This window comes from Streptomyces caatingaensis, from assembly GCF_001187435.1.
GTDB classification, from domain to species: Bacteria; Actinomycetota; Actinomycetes; order Streptomycetales; family Streptomycetaceae; genus Streptomyces; species Streptomyces caatingaensis.
In genome coordinates, this window is the sequence record NZ_LFXA01000004.1 from 635,617 (window position 1) to 651,411 (window position 15,795).

The window sequence follows — 15,795 nt, forward strand, 5'->3', positions numbered from 1 at the left end:
CTCCTCGTCAATCGTTCACTTTTCCACGTAGCGGAGCGAACGCAGGCCCCGCTCCAGGTGCCAGTGCAGGTAGGCGGCGACGAGGCCGCTGCCCTCCCTGACGTACCGCGCCTCGCACGCGTCCGCGGTGGCCCAGTCCCCGGTCAGCAGCGCCCCGAGGAGTCCGATCGCCTCCGAGGAGGGTACGACGCTTCCGGGCACCCGGCAGTCGCCGCAGACGACGCCGCCGGCGGCGGTCGAGAAGAATCGGTTCGGCCCGGGCATCCCGCAGCGCGCGCAGGCGTCGAAGCTCGGCGCGTAGCCGTTGACGGCGAGGGAGCGCAGCAGGAACGCGTCCAGGATCAGGTGCGGGGCGTGCTCCCCCGCGGCGAGGGTGCGCAGCCCGCCGACGAGCAGCAGGTACTGCTGGACGGCGGGCTCGCCCTCGTGGTCGGTGAACCGCTCGGCGGTCTCCAGCATGGCCGTGCCGGCGGTGTAGCGGGCGTAGTCGGTGACGATCCGGCCGCCGTACGCGGCGATGGTCTCGCTCTGCGTGCACAGCGGCAGGCCGCGGCCGACGAGCTCCCCGCCGCGGGCGAAGAACTGCACGTCCACGTGCGAGAAGGGTTCGAGCCGGGCGCCGAACCTGGACTTGGTGCGGCGGACGCCGCGGGCCACGGCCCTGACCCGGCCGTGGGTGCGGGTGAGGAGGGTGATGATCCTGTCCGCTTCACCCAGCTTCTGGGTGCGCAGCACGATGCCGTCGTCGCGGAAGAGGGTCATGGACTCATTGTCCCGCACGGGACGGGTGCTTCTCCCCGCCCCGCGCGAGGGCGGCGCGCGCGGCGCCGCTGCCGCGTCACGACGGCGTGCGCGCCGCCGTCAGCAGCCGGTCGGTGTCCTCGGGACAGATCATCAGAGCGCGGCCCACGGTCGCGAGGACCTCCCGCTCCGCGGGGCGGTAGGGCCCGTCCGCCAGGGCGATCCGCGCCCCCTGGAGCAGGATCGACTCCCGCCCCGCGGGCGCGAGGTGCGGAGCGAGCGGCTCCAGCGCCTCGTGCAGCTCGATCGCCAGGGCGGTCCCGCAGGGGTCGAAGCCGTCCCGGCCGGCCACCGCCGGCGCGGGGTATCTGCCCGGCAGCCGGCCCGTGTCGGCGGCGAGGGCCTCGATGAGCGTGACGAGCTGCTCCTCGCTGCAGTCGGCGAAGCCGGCGGCCCGCACCGCCCCCACCGCCGCCCGCCGTACCGTGGCGGACTCGGTGCCGCCCGCCGCGAGGACGGCCAGCGCGATGGTGTGCACGGCGTCCCGCAGCATCGCGGAGAACCGCGTCGTCGTCGGGTGGTCGAGGACGTCCGTCCCGTACCGCTCGCCGCACGCCGTGCACTCGACGACCGGGCCCACCGGCCCGCGGGGCAGCAGCGGGACGCCCAGCACGACGAGGCGCCTGCGGCCCGTGCGGCGGTGGTAGTTGCGGTCCCCTCCGCAGCCGGGACAGAAGAACTCGCCGTCCCCGACGGTCCGCCACACGGTCCGTACGCCCAGCACACACCGGTCGGGGTCGTGTCGGCCTTGCGCGTGCTTCACGGCGCACACCTCCATAACGCCACGGCCTCGTCGCCGCGTTGACGTGATGTTAGCCACATCGATGATGTGGCGTCAGTACCTCGTGCGCGGTCTTCGGGCGCCCGCCCGGCCGCGCGCCACCGGCCCCACCGGATGCGGTGGTTTCGGCGGCGCGCCCTTGACGTCACGGGACGGCCGGCGGCCGGGTCAGGGCCGGTACGCCCGGTTCACCGCCGAGACGACGGCCTTGATCGAGGCCCGCGTGGTGTTGGCGTCGATGCCGATGCCCCACAGCACCCTCCCGTCGATCACGCACTCGATGTAGGAGGCGGCCTGGGCGCTGGCCCCCTCGCTCATCGTGTGCTCGGAGTAGTCGAGCAGACGGGCGTCGATGCCGGTCGCGCCGAGCGCGTCGAAGAAGGCGGAGATCGGTCCGTTGCCCGTACCGGTGAGCACGGTCTCGACGCCGTCCACGACGGCCTCGACGGTCAGCGCGTCGGTGCCGTCGCTCGCCGTCGAGGTGTGGGTGGCGCGCAGCTCGACGCGGCCCCACGGGTTGTCCTCGGTCGGCAGGTACTCGTCGCGGAAGACGGACCAGATCTCCTGCGGGGTGACCTCGCCGCCCTCCGCGTCCGTCCGCGCCTGGATGATCTTCGAGAACTCGATCTGCATCCGGCGCGGCAGGTCCAGCTTGTGGTCGTTCTTCAGGACGTAGGCGATACCGCCCTTGCCGGACTGGGAGTTGACGCGGATGACGGCCTCGTACGAACGCCCGACGTCCTTGGGGTCGATGGGCAGGTACGGTACGGCCCACTCGATCTCGTCCACGCTCCGGCCCGCCGCCGCGGCCGTGGCCTCCATCGCCTCGAAGCCCTTCTTGATGGCGTCCTGGTGGGAGCCGGAGAAGGCGGTGTAGACGAGGTCGCCCGCGTAGGGGTGGCGCGGGTGGACCTCCATCTGGGTGCAGTACTCGGCGGTGCGGCGGATCTCGTCGATCTGCGAGAAGTCGATCTGCGGGTCGACGCCCTGGGAGAAGAGGTTCATGCCGAGGGTCACCAGGTCGACGTTGCCGGTGCGCTCGCCCTGGCCGAAGAGGCAGCCCTCGACGCGGTCCGCCCCGGCCATCACGGCCAGTTCGGCGGCGGCGACCGCGGTGCCGCGGTCGTTGTGCGGGTGCGCGGAGAGGCAGACGTACTCCCGGCGCGACAGGTGGCGCGACATCCACTCGAAGCGGTCGGCGTGCGTGGACGGCGTCGAACGCTCCACCGTGGCGGGCAGGTTGAGGATGATCTCGCGGCCGGCCTCCGGCTGCCAGACGTCCATCACGCCCTCGCAGACCTCCAGGGCGAAGTCCAGCTCGGTGTCGGTGAAGATCTCGGGGCTGTACTGGTAGCCGAACACGGTGTCGTCACCGAGGATCTTGTCCGCGTACTCCATCACCAGCCGTGTGCCGTCGACGGCGATCTGCCTGACCTGCTCGCGTGAGCCGCGGAAGACGACGCGGCGGAAGACCGGGGCGGTGGCGTTGTAGAGGTGCACGGTGGCGCGGTGCGCGCCGCGCAGCGACTCCACGGTCCGCTCGATCAGCTCCTCGCGCGCCTGCGTCAGCACGGAGATCGTCACGTCCTCGGGGATCGCCCCCTCCTCGATGATCGAGCGGACGAAGGCGAAGTCGGTGGCGCCGGAGGACGGGAAGCCGACCTCGATCTCCTTGTAGCCCATGCGCACCAGCAGGTCGAACATCTCCCGCTTGCGGGCCGGCGACATCGGGTCGATCAGCGCCTGGTTGCCGTCGCGCAGGTCGGTGGAGAGCCAGCGGGGGGCCCGGGTGATGCGGCGGTCCGGCCAGGTGCGGTCGGGCAGGTCCACCGCCTCGTAGCGGCCGTACTTGTGGACGGGCATGCCGGACGGCCGCTGGGTGACGGTGGCGGCGGTCAGGGGGGTCGGGCGGCCGACGGGGGCGGGGGAATCGGTGGTCACGGGCATCGGCGCGAGGCTCCTCGTGCGGGCTCGGAAGGAGGACGACCGACACGGTGCTCGCCTGGACCGCAGCACCGGACCCCGCGGGGAGGGCGTCGGTCTACGACTGCGAACCCTCGCCGCGGCAGCTAAGGAGAAGCAGCCCGTAGCGCATGGTGTGCAGCACAGTATCCGAGGCGGGACGGATCGCGGAGGGGCGTTCCAGCATGCGGGACGGCTACCAGCACCGAACGGAACGTGCCGGTCAAAGCCGACCGAACACTCGATTTCATTAATCATGGCACCAGGGAGTGACATGCGGGTGACCCGGTGCCACATTCGGGCCATGAATGACGACCCCACCGGGACGGCACACCGTCCCTTCTGCACGATCATTCCCCCCCACGTCCTCGACCGGCTCGCCCAGTCCGAGGACCCCCTCCACCACGAGCCCGCCCGCCGCACCCTGGAGCACGACGGCGCCCTGCGCACCCGCCGCCGGGTCACGGCCGCCCGCGGCGTCGCCGCCCCCGCCGGCACGCCGTCCGACTCGGCGCGGCGCACGATCCACGACGCCCACCACCTGACGCAGCTCCCCGGCACCCGGGTGCGCGGCGAGGGCGACCCGCCCGGCAAGGACGCCACCGTCAACCGGGCCTACGCCGGCCTCGGCGCGACCTTCGACTTCTACCTCAAGGTCTTCGGACGGCACTCGGTCGACGACGCCGGGCTGCCGCTGACCGCCTCCGTCCACTACGGCGTGAAGTACGACAACGCCTTCTGGGACGGCGAGCAGATGGTCTTCGGCGACGGCGACGGCACGCTCTTCGTGGACTTCACCATCCCGCTCGACGTCATCGGCCACGAGCTCACCCACGGCGTCACCCAGCACACAGCCAACCTGGAGTACTACGGGCAGTCCGGCGCGCTCAACGAGTCGGTCTCGGACGTCTTCGGCGTGCTGATCAAGCAGTACACGCTGGGGCAGACCGCCGCCGAGGCGAACTGGCTGATCGGCGAGGGGCTCCTCGGCCCGGGGCTGGAGGGCGCGCTGCGCTCCATGAAGGCGCCCGGCACCGCGTTCGACAATCCGCAGATGGGCAAGGACCCGCAGCCCGGCACCATGGACGACTACGTCCGCACCCCGCGCGACAACGGCGGCGTCCACATCAACTCCGGCATCCCCAACCGGGCGTTCTACCTGCTGGCGACGGAGCTGGGCGGGCACGCGTGGGAGCGCGCGGGCCGGATCTGGTACGCGACGCTGACCGGCGGCGGGCTCACCCCCACCGTCGACTTCGCCGGTTTCGCCCGGCAGACGCTGGCCTCGGCGAAGGAGCTGTACGGGGACGGGGACGAGGTGCGGGCGGTCCTCAAGGCGTGGTCCCAGGTGGGCGTCCCCGCCTCGTAACCGGGCGGCCGGCGGGCCAGAATGGGCGCCATGCGGATCGTCATCACGCGGAGCGGTGGCTTCGCCGGCATCGAGCGGCGGGCCGAGCTGGACACGTCCGGGCGGCCCGACGCGACGCACCTGGAGGCGCTCGCCCACCGGGCTCTGGCCCCCGGCCGCGACGCCCCCTCCCGGGGAGTGCCCGACGGCTTCCACTACGAGATCACCGTCGACAACCGCAAGGTGCACCTCGCGGACCCGCACCTCACGGAGGACCAGCGGGAGCTGATCCGGGCGGTGCTGCGGGAGGGTGCGTGAGGGGGGCGCCCGCCCCGGCGGTCAGAAGCCGAGCCGGCGGAGCTGCTTCGGATCGCGCTGCCAGTCCTTGGCGACCTTCACATGGAGGTCGAGGTACACCGGCGTGCCGAGCAGGGCCTCGATGTGCTTGCGGGACTTCACGCCGACCTCCTTGAGGCGGGCGCCCTTGGGGCCGATGATGATGCCCTTCTGGCTGGGACGCTCGATGTAGAGGTTGGCGTGGATGTCGAGCAGGGGCTTGTCCGCGGGACGGTCCTCGCGCGGCAGCATCTCCTCGACGACGACGGCGATGGAGTGCGGCAGCTCGTCCCGCACCCCCTCCAGCGCCGCCTCGCGGATCAGCTCGGCCACCATGACCTGCTCGGGCTCGTCCGTGAGCTCGCCCTCGGGGTAGAGCGGCGGGCTCTCCGGGAGGAGCCCGACGAGGAGGTCGGCCACGAGGGAGACCTGCGAGCCGCCGGTCGCGGAGACCGGGATGATCTCCTGCCATTCGATGCCCAGCTCCTGGCCGAGCTTCTGGACGGCGAGCAGCTGGGCGGCCAGCGCCCTGGAGTCGACGAGGTCGGTCTTGGTGACGATCGCCACCTTGGGGGTCTTCCTGATCGCGGCGAGCTCGCCGGCGATGAAGCGGTCACCGGGGCCGATCTTCTGGTCGGCGGGCAGACAGAAGCCGATCACGTCCACCTCGGCCCAGGTGGTCCGCACCACGTCGTTGAGCCGCTCGCCCAGCAGCGTGCGCGGCTTGTGCAGACCGGGGGTGTCGACCAGCACGAGCTGGGCGTCGGGGCGGTGCACGATGCCGCGCACGGTGTGCCGGGTGGTCTGCGGGCGGTTGGAGGTGATCGCGACCTTCGTCCCCACCAGAGCGTTGGTCAGGGTCGACTTGCCCGCGTTGGGGCGGCCGACGAAGCACGCGAAGCCCGCGCGGTGGGGCGCCTGGGAGGGGGAGGAAGCTCTGTCCATGGGGTTCATTCTCCCTGATCGCCCGCACCGCGCCGACCAGAGGCCGGTCAGCCCGCGGTCACGACCGCCGAGGGCGTGCCGTCGGGGCCCGCGAGGAACACCGGCGTCCCCGCGCCGCCCAGGTCCCGCACGGCCGCCCGGTCGGCGTCCGGGACGGCGGACGCCTCGGTGACGACCGCCGCGGCCTCCAGCGAGGTCGCCCCGCTCGCCACCGCCATGGCCACGGCCGTGGCGAGCGCGCTCAGCCGCAGGGAGTCGAGGGCGACGGTCCCGGCGACGTACGTCCGCCCGGTCCCGTCGCGCACGGCCGCCCCCTCCGGGACGCCGTTGCGGGCCCGGGCGGCGCGGGCGAGCGTGATGAGCTTGCGGTCCTCGGGGTCGAGCGGGTCGGGCGCGCTGATGTCCGTCATGGCCAGAGGATAGACAGCGGCCGGGGCCAGCACGCCATCGCGTACCCCGGCAGCGACCGGTCGGCCGCCCGCGTCCGCTCGCGCCCCTCGGGGGTGTTGAGCCGGGCCACGCGCTCGGCGGTGTCCGTGCCCGGAACGGGGTTGTGCAGCACGATCGTCAGGTCCGGCCGGGCCGGGATCTTCAGCGGGCTGATCTCGAAGCGCAGCGTGCCGGCCACCGGGTGGGCGTACTCCTTGCTGAGCTGCCCGGCCGGCTGGACGTCGTTGCGCGCCCACAGCTCCGCGAACTCCGGGCTGAGCGCGGAGAGTTCCGCGACGATCGCCTCGAAGCCCTCGTCGCCCGGGCGTTCCGAGCAGGCCGCGCGGTACTGGGCGACGACGCTGTGCGCGTTCCGCTCCCACTGGGCGGCGCGCGAGCGGTAGACGGGGTCGGTGAAGAAGGAGATCAGGCAGTTCTGCCGGACCTCGGGGCGGAAGCCCATCACCAGCGCGGCCGAGGCGTTGTAGGCGACGGTGTTCCAGTAGGGGTCCATGACGTGCGCGGGGTGGGGCATCCAGCCCTCGATCAGCCGGAGCACGCCGGAGCACAGGTACTCGGGGTCGTCGACCGCCGCGTCGGGCAGCGGCGGGTTGAGACCGGCCAGGACGTACAGGTGACGGCGCTCGGGGCCGGTCATCCGCAGCACCCGCGCCACCGCGTCGAGCACCTGCGGGGAGACGGTGATGTCGCGCCCCTGCTCCAGCCACTGGTACCAGGACGCTCCCACCCCCGCGAGCACGGCGACCTCCTCGCGGCGCAGCCCGGGGGTCCGGCGGCGGGCGCCGCCGCCGGGCAGGCCGGCCTCCGCCGGGCTGACCCTGGCCCGCCGGCTCATCAGGAAGTCGCGCAGTTCGGAACGGCGGTTCGTCCCGGCCCCGGCCCCGCGCGTCGTCGCGGTCGTCAACGTTCCCCCTCGGTACCTGGTGGTGCGGCCACCACCATAAGCACCGACTCCCCACCGGTATTCCGCCTTCCCGAGGGTGGGCGCATGCCGATCGACACGTCCCCCTCCCCCACCCCGTCCCCCTCCCCCACCTCCACCGCCCCCGCGCCGGCCCCCGTCGCGGCGGGGGCGGGGATGTCCGCCCGCGCGAAGCTGACCCTGCTGGTGCTGTGCGCCGCGCAGTTCATCGTCGCGCTCGACTTCTCCGTCCTCAACGTGGCCCTGCCCGTGCTCGGCGACGACCTCGGCATGGGCCGGGCGGACCTCCAGTGGGCGGTCACCGCCTTCGCCCTGCCCTCCGGCGGCTTCCTGCTGCTCTCCGGCCGCCTCGGCGACCTGTACGGCCGGCGGCGGCTCTTCCTCGCCGGGCTCGCGCTCTTCACCGCCGCCTCGGTGCTGGCCGCGCTCGCCTGGGGCCCGGCGTCCTTCCTGGCCGGACGCGCCCTGCAAGGGGTGGGCGCGGCCGTCACCGTGCCCACCGGCATGGCGCTGCTCACCACGACCTTCCCCGAAGGGCCGCAGCGCGAGCGGGCGTTGGGCATCAGCAGTACCCTGCTCTCGCTCGGCTTCACCGTCGGCATGCTGCTCGGCGGCGTCATGACCGACGGGCTCGGCTGGCGCTCGACCATGGGCCTCCTCGCCGTCGCCGGCACCGGCGTCCTCCTCGGCGCCCCCGGCCTGCTGACCGAGTCCATCCCCCATAGCCTTAAGGGCATGGGAGGTGCCCCCATCCCCGACCGGCCGCGCCTGGACCTGCCCGGCGCCGCCACCGTCACCGGCGGCCTGCTCGCCCTCATCTACGCCCTGTCCACCGCCGCACAGCGCGGCTTCGGCGGCACGGACGTCCTCGTCGCCCTGGCCGCCGGCCTCGTCCTGCTCGTCGCGTTCGTCCTCGTCGAGTCGCGGGCGGCCGAGCCGCTGGTCTCGCTGCCGATGCTGCGCCGGCGCACGGTCGCCTTCGGCAACCTGGCCGGGCTGACGACGTTCTCGACGATGACCGCCGTCGTCTTCCTGCTCACCCTCTACCTCCAGGACGTGCTGGGCCTCTCGGCCTTCCGCACCGGGCTCGTCTTCGGCGTGCAGGGCGCCTTCGCGGTGGCCGCCGGCACGGTGGCGCCCCGGGTCATCGCCCGCTTCGGCACCCGCGCCACCCTCGTCGGCGGACTGCTGGTCCAGGCCGCGTTCACCGCGCTGCTGCTGGGCGTGGGCGCCACGTCGGGCGCCTGGCTGACGCTGGTGTGCGCCTCGCTCGCGTGCGTGGGCCACCTGTGGGCCATCGTCGCCTACGGGGTCGTCGCCACCTCGGGCCTCCCCGACCGCGAACAGGGCCTGGCCACCGGCCTGGTGACCAGCTCCCAGCAGGTCGGCCTCACCATCGGCATCCCGCTGCTGAGCGCCCTCGCCTCGGCCCGCACGGCCGCCCTCCGCTCGGGCGGCGAGGGCGTCGTCCCCGCCACGCTGGACGGCGTCAGGCTCGGCCTGGGCGTGGACGCGGCGGTCGTCGCGGCGGTGGCCGTGCTCGTCGCGGTGGCGCTGCGCCCCAGGAACCGGTAGCGGCGTCAGGAGGACGGTACGGGCGAAGACGCCCTCCCGTCCGCCGCGACGAGCCGCGCCACCCTCTCGGCCGTGCCGCTGCCGGGGACCGGGTTGTGCATCACGATCGTCAGATCCGGCCGGGAGGGGATCCGCAGCGGGCTGCTCTCGAACGCGAGCCGGCCGGCCAGCGGATGCTCCAGCTCGTTGACGAGCTGCCCCTCGGGGCGGACGGCACCCTCCTCCCACAGCCCGGCGAACTCCTCGCTGGCCGCGCGCAGTTCGTCCACCAGCTCCGCGACCTCACCCGCCCGCCAGGCGTCCGGCCGCTCCGTGCACGAGGCGCGGAACTGCGCGACCACCCGCCGGGCGTTCTCCTCCCGCGCGGCCGACCGCGGCCGGAACGCGGGGTCGGTGAAGTAGTGCCACAGCCAGTTGTGCGGCCGGCCGCCGGGTTCGCGGCCGTCCGGGCCGAGGCCCAGGAGGCGGGCGGCGGATGCGTTGGCCGCGACGGTGTTCCAGTACGCGTCCATGATGTGCGCGGGGTTGGGCAGCCAGGCGTCGATCAGGCGCCGCAGCCCCGGGCAGAGGCTGTCCGGCGCCTCGCCGGACTCCGGCAGCGGCGGGTTGAGCCCGGCCAGGACGTACAGATGGCGCCGCTCGACGGCGGTCAGCCGCAGGACCCGGGCGACGCCGTCGAGCACCTGCGGGGAGACGGTGATGTCCCTCCCCTGCTCCAGCCACCGGTACCAGGTGGTGCCCACCCCGGCGAGCACCGCGACCTCCTCGCGCCGCAGCCCCGGCGTCCGCCGCGCCCCGCCGCCCGCCGGCAGCCCCGCCTCGGCGGGGCTCAACCCGGCCCGGCGGCTCATCAGGAAGCGGCGCAGCTCGTGGCGGCGGTGCGGGGTGCTCTGGCGCACGGTCGTCCTCCCGGGCAGGCAGGTGCTGTGGACACCCCCATCAACACGCTCTCCCCACCGGTATTCCGCGGACCGGAGGCTGACCGTCATGTCCGTCGATGCCCTCACCCCGCCCCTGTCCGGCCGCGCCCGGCTGACCCTGCTGGTGCTGTGCGCCGCCCAGTTCGTCGTCACGCTGGACTTCTCGATCCTCAACGTCGCCCTGCCGGTGCTCGGTTCCGACCTCGGCATGGGCCGGGCCGACCTCCAGTGGGCGGTCACCGCCTTCGCCCTGCCCTCCGGCGGGCTGCTGCTGCTCTTCGGCCGGCTCGGCGACCGCTACGGGCGGCGCCGGCTCTTCCTCCTCGGGCTCCGCGTCTTCACGGCGGCCTCGGTGCTGGTCGCCCTCGCCCCCGGCACCGCGTCCTTCCTCACCGGGCGGGCCCTTCAGGGCGTGGGCGCGGCGCTGATCGTGCCGACCGGCATGGCGCTGCTCACCACGTCCTTCCCCGAAGGGCCGCTGCGCGAGCGGGCGTTGGGCATCAACGGCACGGTGCTCTCGCTCGGCTACACCACGGGGATGGTCCTCGCCCTGTCGGCCGCCGCGCAGCGGGGTTTCGGCGCGGCGGACGTGATCCTTTCCTTCTCCGCCGGCGTCCTGCTCCTCGCCGTCTTCGCCGTCGTCGAGTCCCGGGCCGCCGCCCCGCTGGTGCCGCTGGCGATGCTGCGGCGGCGGACGGTGGCCTGGGGGAACCTCGGCGGGCTGGCCACGGTGGCGACCATGACCGCGCTGATCTTCCTCCTCACCCTCTACCTCCAGGACGTGCTGGGCCTTTCGCCCTTCCGCACCGGGCTCCTCTTCGGCGTGCAGGGGCTCTTCGCGGCCCTCGGCGGCCTGACCGCCTCCCGCGTCGTGGCCCGCTTCGGCGCACGGCGTGTGCTGGCCGGCTCCCTGCTGTTCCAGGCCGGCGCGACCGCGCCGCTGGCGTGGCTGGGCACGGGCCCGGGGGCGGTGTGGACGGCCCTGGCCGGGGCGTCGGTGGGGGTCGTGGGGAATCTGTGGGCCGTGGTGGCCTACGGGGTCGTCGCGACGTCGGGTGTGCCGGATGACGAACAGGGCCTGGCCACGGGCCTGGTGACCAGCGCGCAGCAGCTCGGGACGACGGTCGGCATCCCGCTGCTGAGCGCGGCGGGGGCGGGGTGGGGGCTGCGGCCGGCGATCGGGGTCGATGCGGTGGTGGTGGCGGGGGTGGGGGTGCTGGTGGCGCTGGGCCTCCGGGCGGGGGATTGAGCCCCAGCCCCTCCCCCAGGGGGGTAGGGCCGGGGCTCAGTCCCCCCGGCCGGCGCCCAAGCCACCCCGCACCACCGCCTCCTCCAACCGCTCCAGACTCCGCTCCAGCGCCGCCTCCACCACCCCGTCCTCCGGCCGGTGCGACCCCGGCCCGAACGACAGATGGACAGTCACAGCACTGCCACCGGAACCACCCCCGCCCCCATCCGCCGGCGCCACCTGCAACCACCCCGCATACCGCCGGTCCTCACTCGTGCACCACTCCAGCCGGAGCCGCTCCCGCCGCGGGCAGACGAGGGCCTCCGCGTCGTCGCCGGTGCGGTCCTCGTGGACGGTGACCACCGGCGGGTGGCCGGCGTGGACGTGGAGCTCCCCGGGGAGCCAGTGCTCCAGCCGCCCCACATCACAGGCCTGGTCGAAAACCGCCTCGGGAGGGGCGGCGATGGTACGGGTGCGTTCGAACTCGCTCATGGGGCGGTGGGTAACCCGCCACCGCCCCGCCCATGCGCACCCCCGGAGAACCGGTCAGGAAATTCCGCCGCCCGGCCCCGCGCCCGGCCCCCCGGCCACACCCTCGGCCGCGGACGCCGCGGATCCACCCCGCACCGGCTCCACCAGCACCGTCACGATCCGGTTCCGCCGCCCCGCGGGCGCCTCGGCCGTCAGCCGCAGCGCCGTCACCGCCGGATCGGCCCCCCGCTCGGCGAGCGGCACATCCGCCGTCGCGCCGGCGATCGGCACCCGGCCCAGGGACTTGGCGAGGAGCCCGCCGACAGTCTCGACGTCCTCGTCGTCCAGGTCCTCCAGGCCGTACAGCTCCCCGAGGTCCCCGAGGTCCAGCCGGGCCGTGACCCGGTAACGGCCCTCGCCCAGCTCCTCCACCGGCGGCAGCTCGCGGTCGTACTCGTCGGTGATCTCGCCGACGATCTCCTCGAGGATGTCCTCGATCGTGACGATGCCGGCCGTGCCGCCGTACTCGTCGATGACGACCGCGCAGTGATTGCGCTGCTGCTGCATCTCGCGCAACAGATCACCGGCGTTCTTGGTGTCGGGCACGAAGACCGCCGGCCGCATCACCGTGGAGACCGGCTCCGACTCCGCCTCGCGATTGATGTGGGTGCGCCGGACGAGGTCCTTGAGGTAGACGATGCCGACGACGTCGTCCTCGTTCTCGCCGGTCACGGGGATCCGCGAGAAGCCGGAGCGCAGCGCCAGCGTCAGCGCCTGCCGGATGGTCTTGCCGCGCTCGATGACGACGAGATCCGTCCGGGGCACCATCACCTCGCGGACGAGCGTGTCGCCGAGCTCGAAGACGGAGTGCACCATGCGCCGCTCCTCGTCCTCGATGAGCGACTCCTTCTCCGCGAGGTCCACCATCGCCCTCAGCTCCGCCTCGGAGGCGAAGGGACCCATGCGGAAGCCGCGGCCGGGGGTGAGGGCGTTCCCGATGAGGATCAGCAGCCGCGGCACCGGCCCCATGACCCGGGCGAGCGGCAGCAGGACGTACGCGGCGGCCGTCGCGGTGCCCAGCGGATGCTGGCGGCCGATGGTGCGCGGGGAGACGCCGACGGCCACGTACGAGACGAGGACCATCACCGCGACGGCGACGGTCAGCGCCTGCCAGGTCGCCTGGAACTCGCGCAGGCAGACGTACGTCACCAGCACGCCCGCCGCCATCTCGCAGGCGACGCGCACCAGCAGCGCGACGTTGAGGTAGCGCGTCGGGTCGGCGGCGACGGCCATGAGCTTCGCGCTGCCGCGCCGCCCCAGCCGCACCGCCTCCTCCGCGCGGAACCGCGTCGTCCGGGACAGCCCCGCCTCCGCGCAGGCCGCGAGCCAGGCGACGACGAGCAGGAGGACCGCCGCGGCGATCAGCTGGCCGGTCACGTGATCGTGGGAGCCGGGGAGGCCCCTTCGATCCCGCGCTCGGCGCGCCAGCCGTCGATGATCGCCGCCTGGAGGCCGAACATCTCGGCCTTCTCGTCGGGTTCCTCGTGGTCGTAACCGAGGAGGTGCAGGACGCCGTGGACGGTCAGGAGCTGGAGCTCCTCGTCCATGGAGTGCCGGGTGGGGGCCGCCTCGCCCTGCTTCCTCGCGACCTCCGGGCAGAGCACGATGTCGCCGAGGAGCCCCTGCGGGGGCTCGTCGTCGTCCTTCGTCGGCGGACGCAGCTCGTCCATCGGGAAGGACATGACGTCGGTCGGGCCGGGCAGGTCCATCCACTGGATGTGGAGCTGCTCCATGGCCTCGGCGTCGACGACGATGACCGACAGCTCGGAGAGCGGGTGGATGCGCATCCGGGCCAGCGCGTAGCGGGCGACGTCGAGGATCGCCTGCTCGTCGACCTCCGTGCCGGATTCGTTGTTGACGTCGATCGACATCGTGCTCAGTGACTACTTTCCTTCGCGGTTGTCGTACTTCTCGTACGCGTCCACGATACGGCCGACCAGCTTGTGCCGGACCACGTCGTTGCTGGTGAGACGGGCGAAGTGGACGTCCTCCACGCCCTCCAGGATCTGCTGCACCTGACGCAGACCGCTCCGGGTGCCGCCGGGGAGGTCGACCTGGGTGATGTCACCCGTGATCACGATCTTGGAGTCGAAGCCGAGCCGGGTGAGGAACATCTTCATCTGCTCGGGGCTGGTGTTCTGCGCCTCGTCGAGGATGATGAAGGCGTCGTTGAGGGTGTTGTGCGTCAGCAGATAGTCCTGGGTGACGTACAGCGAGTCCTCGGCGGCCACCTGGATGCAGACGGCTTCCTCGCGGCCCGCGGGCTCGATGCTGTCGATGAACCGCATCGGGCGGCCGCCGCCTCCGGCCGCGTGGTACGCCTCCCGCTTGCGGGCCAGGCGGAAGGGCTCGATGCCTTCGGGGAGACGGATGTCGACGACATGCGAGTCGTACCGGTGAGTGCCCAAGGCCGAGCCCTGCTCTCGGCCCTCGGCCGGCCGACGCCGCGTGTAGGCGACCCCACCGAGGGACTGAACGAGCGCGATCACGTCGTCGCGAAGGACGATCGACGCGGTCGAGTACTGGATCCGGCATGTGCGGTCCCGCTGCGTGACCGGACCGCCGTCGGAATCGAGCAGCCCCTGGAGGACGGCGAGCCGCACCTCTGCGGTGTTGAACAGGTAGTCGTCCGGGATGAACTTGGAGTGGGACCGGGTGCCGATCAGCTCCAGTTCGCGGATCATCCGGGTGACCGGGTTCTCCAAAGTGACCACGTCGCCGGGCGACTTCACCCGGTTCAACACGTGGTCGGGGCCACTCCGGTGCCGGACAGTGATGCCCGGGAGCGCAGTGTCCAGGGCTTGGGCAAGCTCTTCGTCCTCCGTCGAGAAGGACGGTGTGGTGGAACCGGTCAGACATCCGTCGCCGAGCAGCAGACCCAGTGCATAGGGGTCCATGGGGACCTCGCGCTCGGGGAAGGATGCGGGGGCGGTGAGCATCGGCAGCTCGTAGCGGCGGGCGTGCGCGGCACGGAGGTTCCCGATCATCTCCTTGGTCTCCAGGACCCGCCACGGCTCGTTGCGGCGCTTGTCCGACGCCGTCCGGACCGTCCACAGGTGCTCGCCGCAGCACAGCGTCCAGGAGCCGTCCTGGGCCGTGACACGGTAGATGTCCTTCTCGCCCTGCGGGTAGACACCGAGGACGGGGGTCGGCTCACCGTTCGATCCGATGACCAGGTCGCCGACCTGGAGATCACCGATGGGGCACCAGCCGTCCGGTGTCAGCACATTGGTGAAAACGGGCTGGGCCCTACCCCGCATATAGGCCAGCGGCGCCACCTCGATCGTCCCCGCGGCCATCAGCCGGGGGATGGAGTCGGGGTCGATCATGTCGTGCAGCGCGTCGTAGAGCGGGCGCAGATACGGGTCGATCTTCTCGTAGAGCGTGCCGGGCAGGAAGCCCAGCCGCTCGCCCGCCTCGACCGCCGGCCGGGTCAGGATGATCCGGTTGACCTGCTTGGACTGGAGGGCCTGGACGGCCTTGGCCATGGCCAGATAGGTCTTGCCGGTACCGGCGGGGCCGATGCCGAAGACGACGGTGTGCTTGTCGATCGCGTCGACGTAGCGCTTCTGGTTGAGCGTCTTGGGGCGGATGGTGCGGCCGCGGTTGGAGAGGATGTTCTGGGTGAGCACCTCCGCCGGGGTCTCGCTCTGCTCCTCCACGTTGCGCAGCATGGCGATCGAACGTTCCACCGCGTCCTCCGTCATCGGCGCACCGGTCCGGAGCACCAGCATCATCTCGTCGAACAGCCGCTGGACGAGGGCGACTTCCGCCCGGTCCCCCGTCGCGCTGACCTCGTTGCCCCGGACGTGGATGTCCGTCGCCGGGAATGCGTTCTCGATCACGCGCAGGAGCCTGTCCCCGGAACCCAGAACGGTCACCATCGGGTGCTTCGCCGGGACCGTGAAGCGGGCCTCGGCCCGCTCGGCCGGCTGCTGGGCTGCCTGCTGCGCTCGTGTGGGTGTCTGAGTCATGGGCCGGCTCTGTGGCCTGCTC

At 72.8% G+C, this 15,795-nt stretch carries 15 protein-coding genes; 4 read left to right on the plus strand and 11 right to left on the minus strand.

The annotated features are described in order from the left end of the window. Positions 1-15 precede the first annotated feature (15 nt). From recO to leuA, 3 genes are all read right to left on the minus strand, one after another. Entirely contained in the window at positions 16-762 is a 747-nt protein-coding gene (gene recO, locus AC230_RS10300) for a DNA repair protein RecO (protein WP_049715764.1), read from the minus strand. 76 nt (positions 763-838) lie between these two features. Next, positions 839-1,579, minus strand: coding sequence for a tellurite resistance TerB family protein (locus AC230_RS10305; protein WP_049715765.1), 741 nt, complete (start codon positions 1,577-1,579; stop codon positions 839-841). A 171-nt stretch (positions 1,580-1,750) separates the two neighbouring features. Next, entirely contained in the window at positions 1,751-3,529 is a 1,779-nt protein-coding gene (leuA, locus tag AC230_RS10310) for a 2-isopropylmalate synthase (RefSeq protein WP_049715766.1), read from the minus strand. A gap of 319 nt (positions 3,530-3,848) precedes the next feature. Here leuA and AC230_RS10315 point away from each other — a divergent pair, with 319 nt between their 5' ends. Both AC230_RS10315 and AC230_RS10320 read left to right on the plus strand, forming a co-directional pair. After that, the gene (locus tag AC230_RS10315; protein WP_049715767.1) at positions 3,849-4,913 is read left to right on the plus strand and encodes a M4 family metallopeptidase; all 1,065 of its coding nucleotides are present in this window, start codon (positions 3,849-3,851) and stop codon (positions 4,911-4,913) included. Positions 4,914-4,943: 30 nt separating this feature from the next. After that, positions 4,944-5,210 carry a protealysin inhibitor emfourin gene (locus AC230_RS10320; RefSeq protein WP_049715768.1) on the plus strand — a complete coding sequence of 89 codons (267 nt, stop codon included), beginning with the start codon at positions 4,944-4,946 and terminating at the stop codon, positions 5,208-5,210. Positions 5,211-5,231: 21 nt separating this feature from the next. Here the strand turns inward: AC230_RS10320 and era are convergent, their stop codons facing one another. Genes era through AC230_RS10335 form a run of 3 tightly spaced genes read right to left on the minus strand, consistent with a single transcriptional unit; the run spans position 5,232 to position 7,458 of the window. After that, positions 5,232-6,173 carry a GTPase Era gene (gene era, locus AC230_RS10325; protein ID WP_078871112.1) on the minus strand — a complete coding sequence of 314 codons (942 nt, stop codon included), beginning with the start codon at positions 6,171-6,173 and terminating at the stop codon, positions 5,232-5,234. Between the two features lie 47 nt (positions 6,174-6,220). After that, positions 6,221-6,583 carry a cytidine/deoxycytidylate deaminase family protein gene (locus tag AC230_RS10330; protein ID WP_049715888.1) on the minus strand — a complete coding sequence of 121 codons (363 nt, stop codon included), beginning with the start codon at positions 6,581-6,583 and terminating at the stop codon, positions 6,221-6,223. After that, positions 6,580-7,458: a helix-turn-helix transcriptional regulator gene (locus tag AC230_RS10335; RefSeq protein ID WP_078871138.1), complete on the minus strand. Its 879-nt coding sequence runs from the start codon at positions 7,456-7,458 to the stop codon at positions 6,580-6,582. The genes AC230_RS10330 and AC230_RS10335 overlap by 4 nt, the downstream gene beginning before the upstream one ends. Before the next feature lie 153 nt (positions 7,459-7,611). Here AC230_RS10335 and AC230_RS10340 point away from each other — a divergent pair, with 153 nt between their 5' ends. Further along, complete coding sequence (locus AC230_RS10340; protein WP_078871113.1) at positions 7,612-9,120, plus strand: MFS transporter; 1,509 nt, start codon at positions 7,612-7,614, stop codon at positions 9,118-9,120. A 5-nt stretch (positions 9,121-9,125) separates the two neighbouring features. Here AC230_RS10340 and AC230_RS10345 read toward each other — a convergent pair whose 3' ends face one another. Continuing rightward, entirely contained in the window at positions 9,126-9,971 is an 846-nt protein-coding gene (locus AC230_RS10345; RefSeq protein WP_241833175.1) for a helix-turn-helix transcriptional regulator, read from the minus strand. A 136-nt stretch (positions 9,972-10,107) separates the two neighbouring features. Between AC230_RS10345 and AC230_RS10350 the strand changes: the two genes are divergently transcribed. Continuing rightward, the gene (locus AC230_RS10350) at positions 10,108-11,289 is read left to right on the plus strand and encodes an MFS transporter (protein WP_049715772.1); all 1,182 of its coding nucleotides are present in this window, start codon (positions 10,108-10,110) and stop codon (positions 11,287-11,289) included. 36 nt (positions 11,290-11,325) lie between these two features. Here AC230_RS10350 and AC230_RS10355 read toward each other — a convergent pair whose 3' ends face one another. From AC230_RS10355 to AC230_RS10370, 4 genes are read right to left on the minus strand one after another with little or no spacing between them, the layout of a single operon-like run. Next, the gene (locus AC230_RS10355) at positions 11,326-11,760 is read right to left on the minus strand and encodes an SRPBCC family protein (protein WP_049715773.1); all 435 of its coding nucleotides are present in this window, start codon (positions 11,758-11,760) and stop codon (positions 11,326-11,328) included. A 54-nt stretch (positions 11,761-11,814) separates the two neighbouring features. After that, positions 11,815-13,176, minus strand: a complete 1,362-nt coding sequence (locus AC230_RS10360; RefSeq protein WP_049715774.1) for a hemolysin family protein — start codon at positions 13,174-13,176, stop codon at positions 11,815-11,817. Continuing rightward, a complete protein-coding gene (gene ybeY, locus AC230_RS10365; RefSeq protein WP_049715775.1) occupies positions 13,173-13,670 on the minus strand; it encodes an rRNA maturation RNase YbeY in 498 nt (165 codons plus the stop codon). Before ybeY ends, AC230_RS10360 begins: the two co-directional genes overlap by 4 nt. A gap of 12 nt (positions 13,671-13,682) precedes the next feature. Continuing rightward, positions 13,683-15,773 (minus strand): PhoH family protein, encoded by a 2,091-nt coding sequence (locus tag AC230_RS10370; RefSeq protein WP_049715776.1) that lies wholly within the window; start codon positions 15,771-15,773, stop codon positions 13,683-13,685. Positions 15,774-15,795: the final 22 nt, after the last annotated feature.

What these genes read in the sequence shown, in the direction of transcription:
- AC230_RS10355 (WP_049715773.1), bottom strand. Translation starts at nt 11,760, where the DNA reads ATGAGCGAGTTCGAACGCACCCGTACCATCGCCGCCCCTCCCGAGGCG.
- era (WP_078871112.1), bottom strand. Translation starts at nt 6,173, where the DNA reads ATGGACAGAGCTTCCTCCCCCTCCCAGGCGCCCCACCGCGCGGGCTTC.
- AC230_RS10370 (WP_049715776.1), bottom strand. Translation starts at nt 15,773, where the DNA reads ATGACTCAGACACCCACACGAGCGCAGCAGGCAGCCCAGCAGCCGGCC.
- AC230_RS10350 (WP_049715772.1), top strand. Translation starts at nt 10,108, where the DNA reads ATGTCCGTCGATGCCCTCACCCCGCCCCTGTCCGGCCGCGCCCGGCTG.
- AC230_RS10345 (WP_241833175.1), bottom strand. Translation starts at nt 9,971, where the DNA reads ATGAGCCGCCGGGCCGGGTTGAGCCCCGCCGAGGCGGGGCTGCCGGCG.
- AC230_RS10305 (WP_049715765.1), bottom strand. Translation starts at nt 1,579, where the DNA reads ATGGAGGTGTGCGCCGTGAAGCACGCGCAAGGCCGACACGACCCCGAC.
- AC230_RS10335 (WP_078871138.1), bottom strand. Translation starts at nt 7,458, where the DNA reads ATGAGCCGGCGGGCCAGGGTCAGCCCGGCGGAGGCCGGCCTGCCCGGC.
- AC230_RS10330 (WP_049715888.1), bottom strand. Translation starts at nt 6,583, where the DNA reads ATGACGGACATCAGCGCGCCCGACCCGCTCGACCCCGAGGACCGCAAG.
- recO (WP_049715764.1), bottom strand. Translation starts at nt 762, where the DNA reads ATGACCCTCTTCCGCGACGACGGCATCGTGCTGCGCACCCAGAAGCTG.
- AC230_RS10315 (WP_049715767.1), top strand. Translation starts at nt 3,849, where the DNA reads ATGAATGACGACCCCACCGGGACGGCACACCGTCCCTTCTGCACGATC.
- leuA (WP_049715766.1), bottom strand. Translation starts at nt 3,529, where the DNA reads ATGCCCGTGACCACCGATTCCCCCGCCCCCGTCGGCCGCCCGACCCCC.
- AC230_RS10320 (WP_049715768.1), top strand. Translation starts at nt 4,944, where the DNA reads ATGCGGATCGTCATCACGCGGAGCGGTGGCTTCGCCGGCATCGAGCGG.
- AC230_RS10340 (WP_078871113.1), top strand. Translation starts at nt 7,612, where the DNA reads ATGCCGATCGACACGTCCCCCTCCCCCACCCCGTCCCCCTCCCCCACC.
- ybeY (WP_049715775.1), bottom strand. Translation starts at nt 13,670, where the DNA reads ATGTCGATCGACGTCAACAACGAATCCGGCACGGAGGTCGACGAGCAG.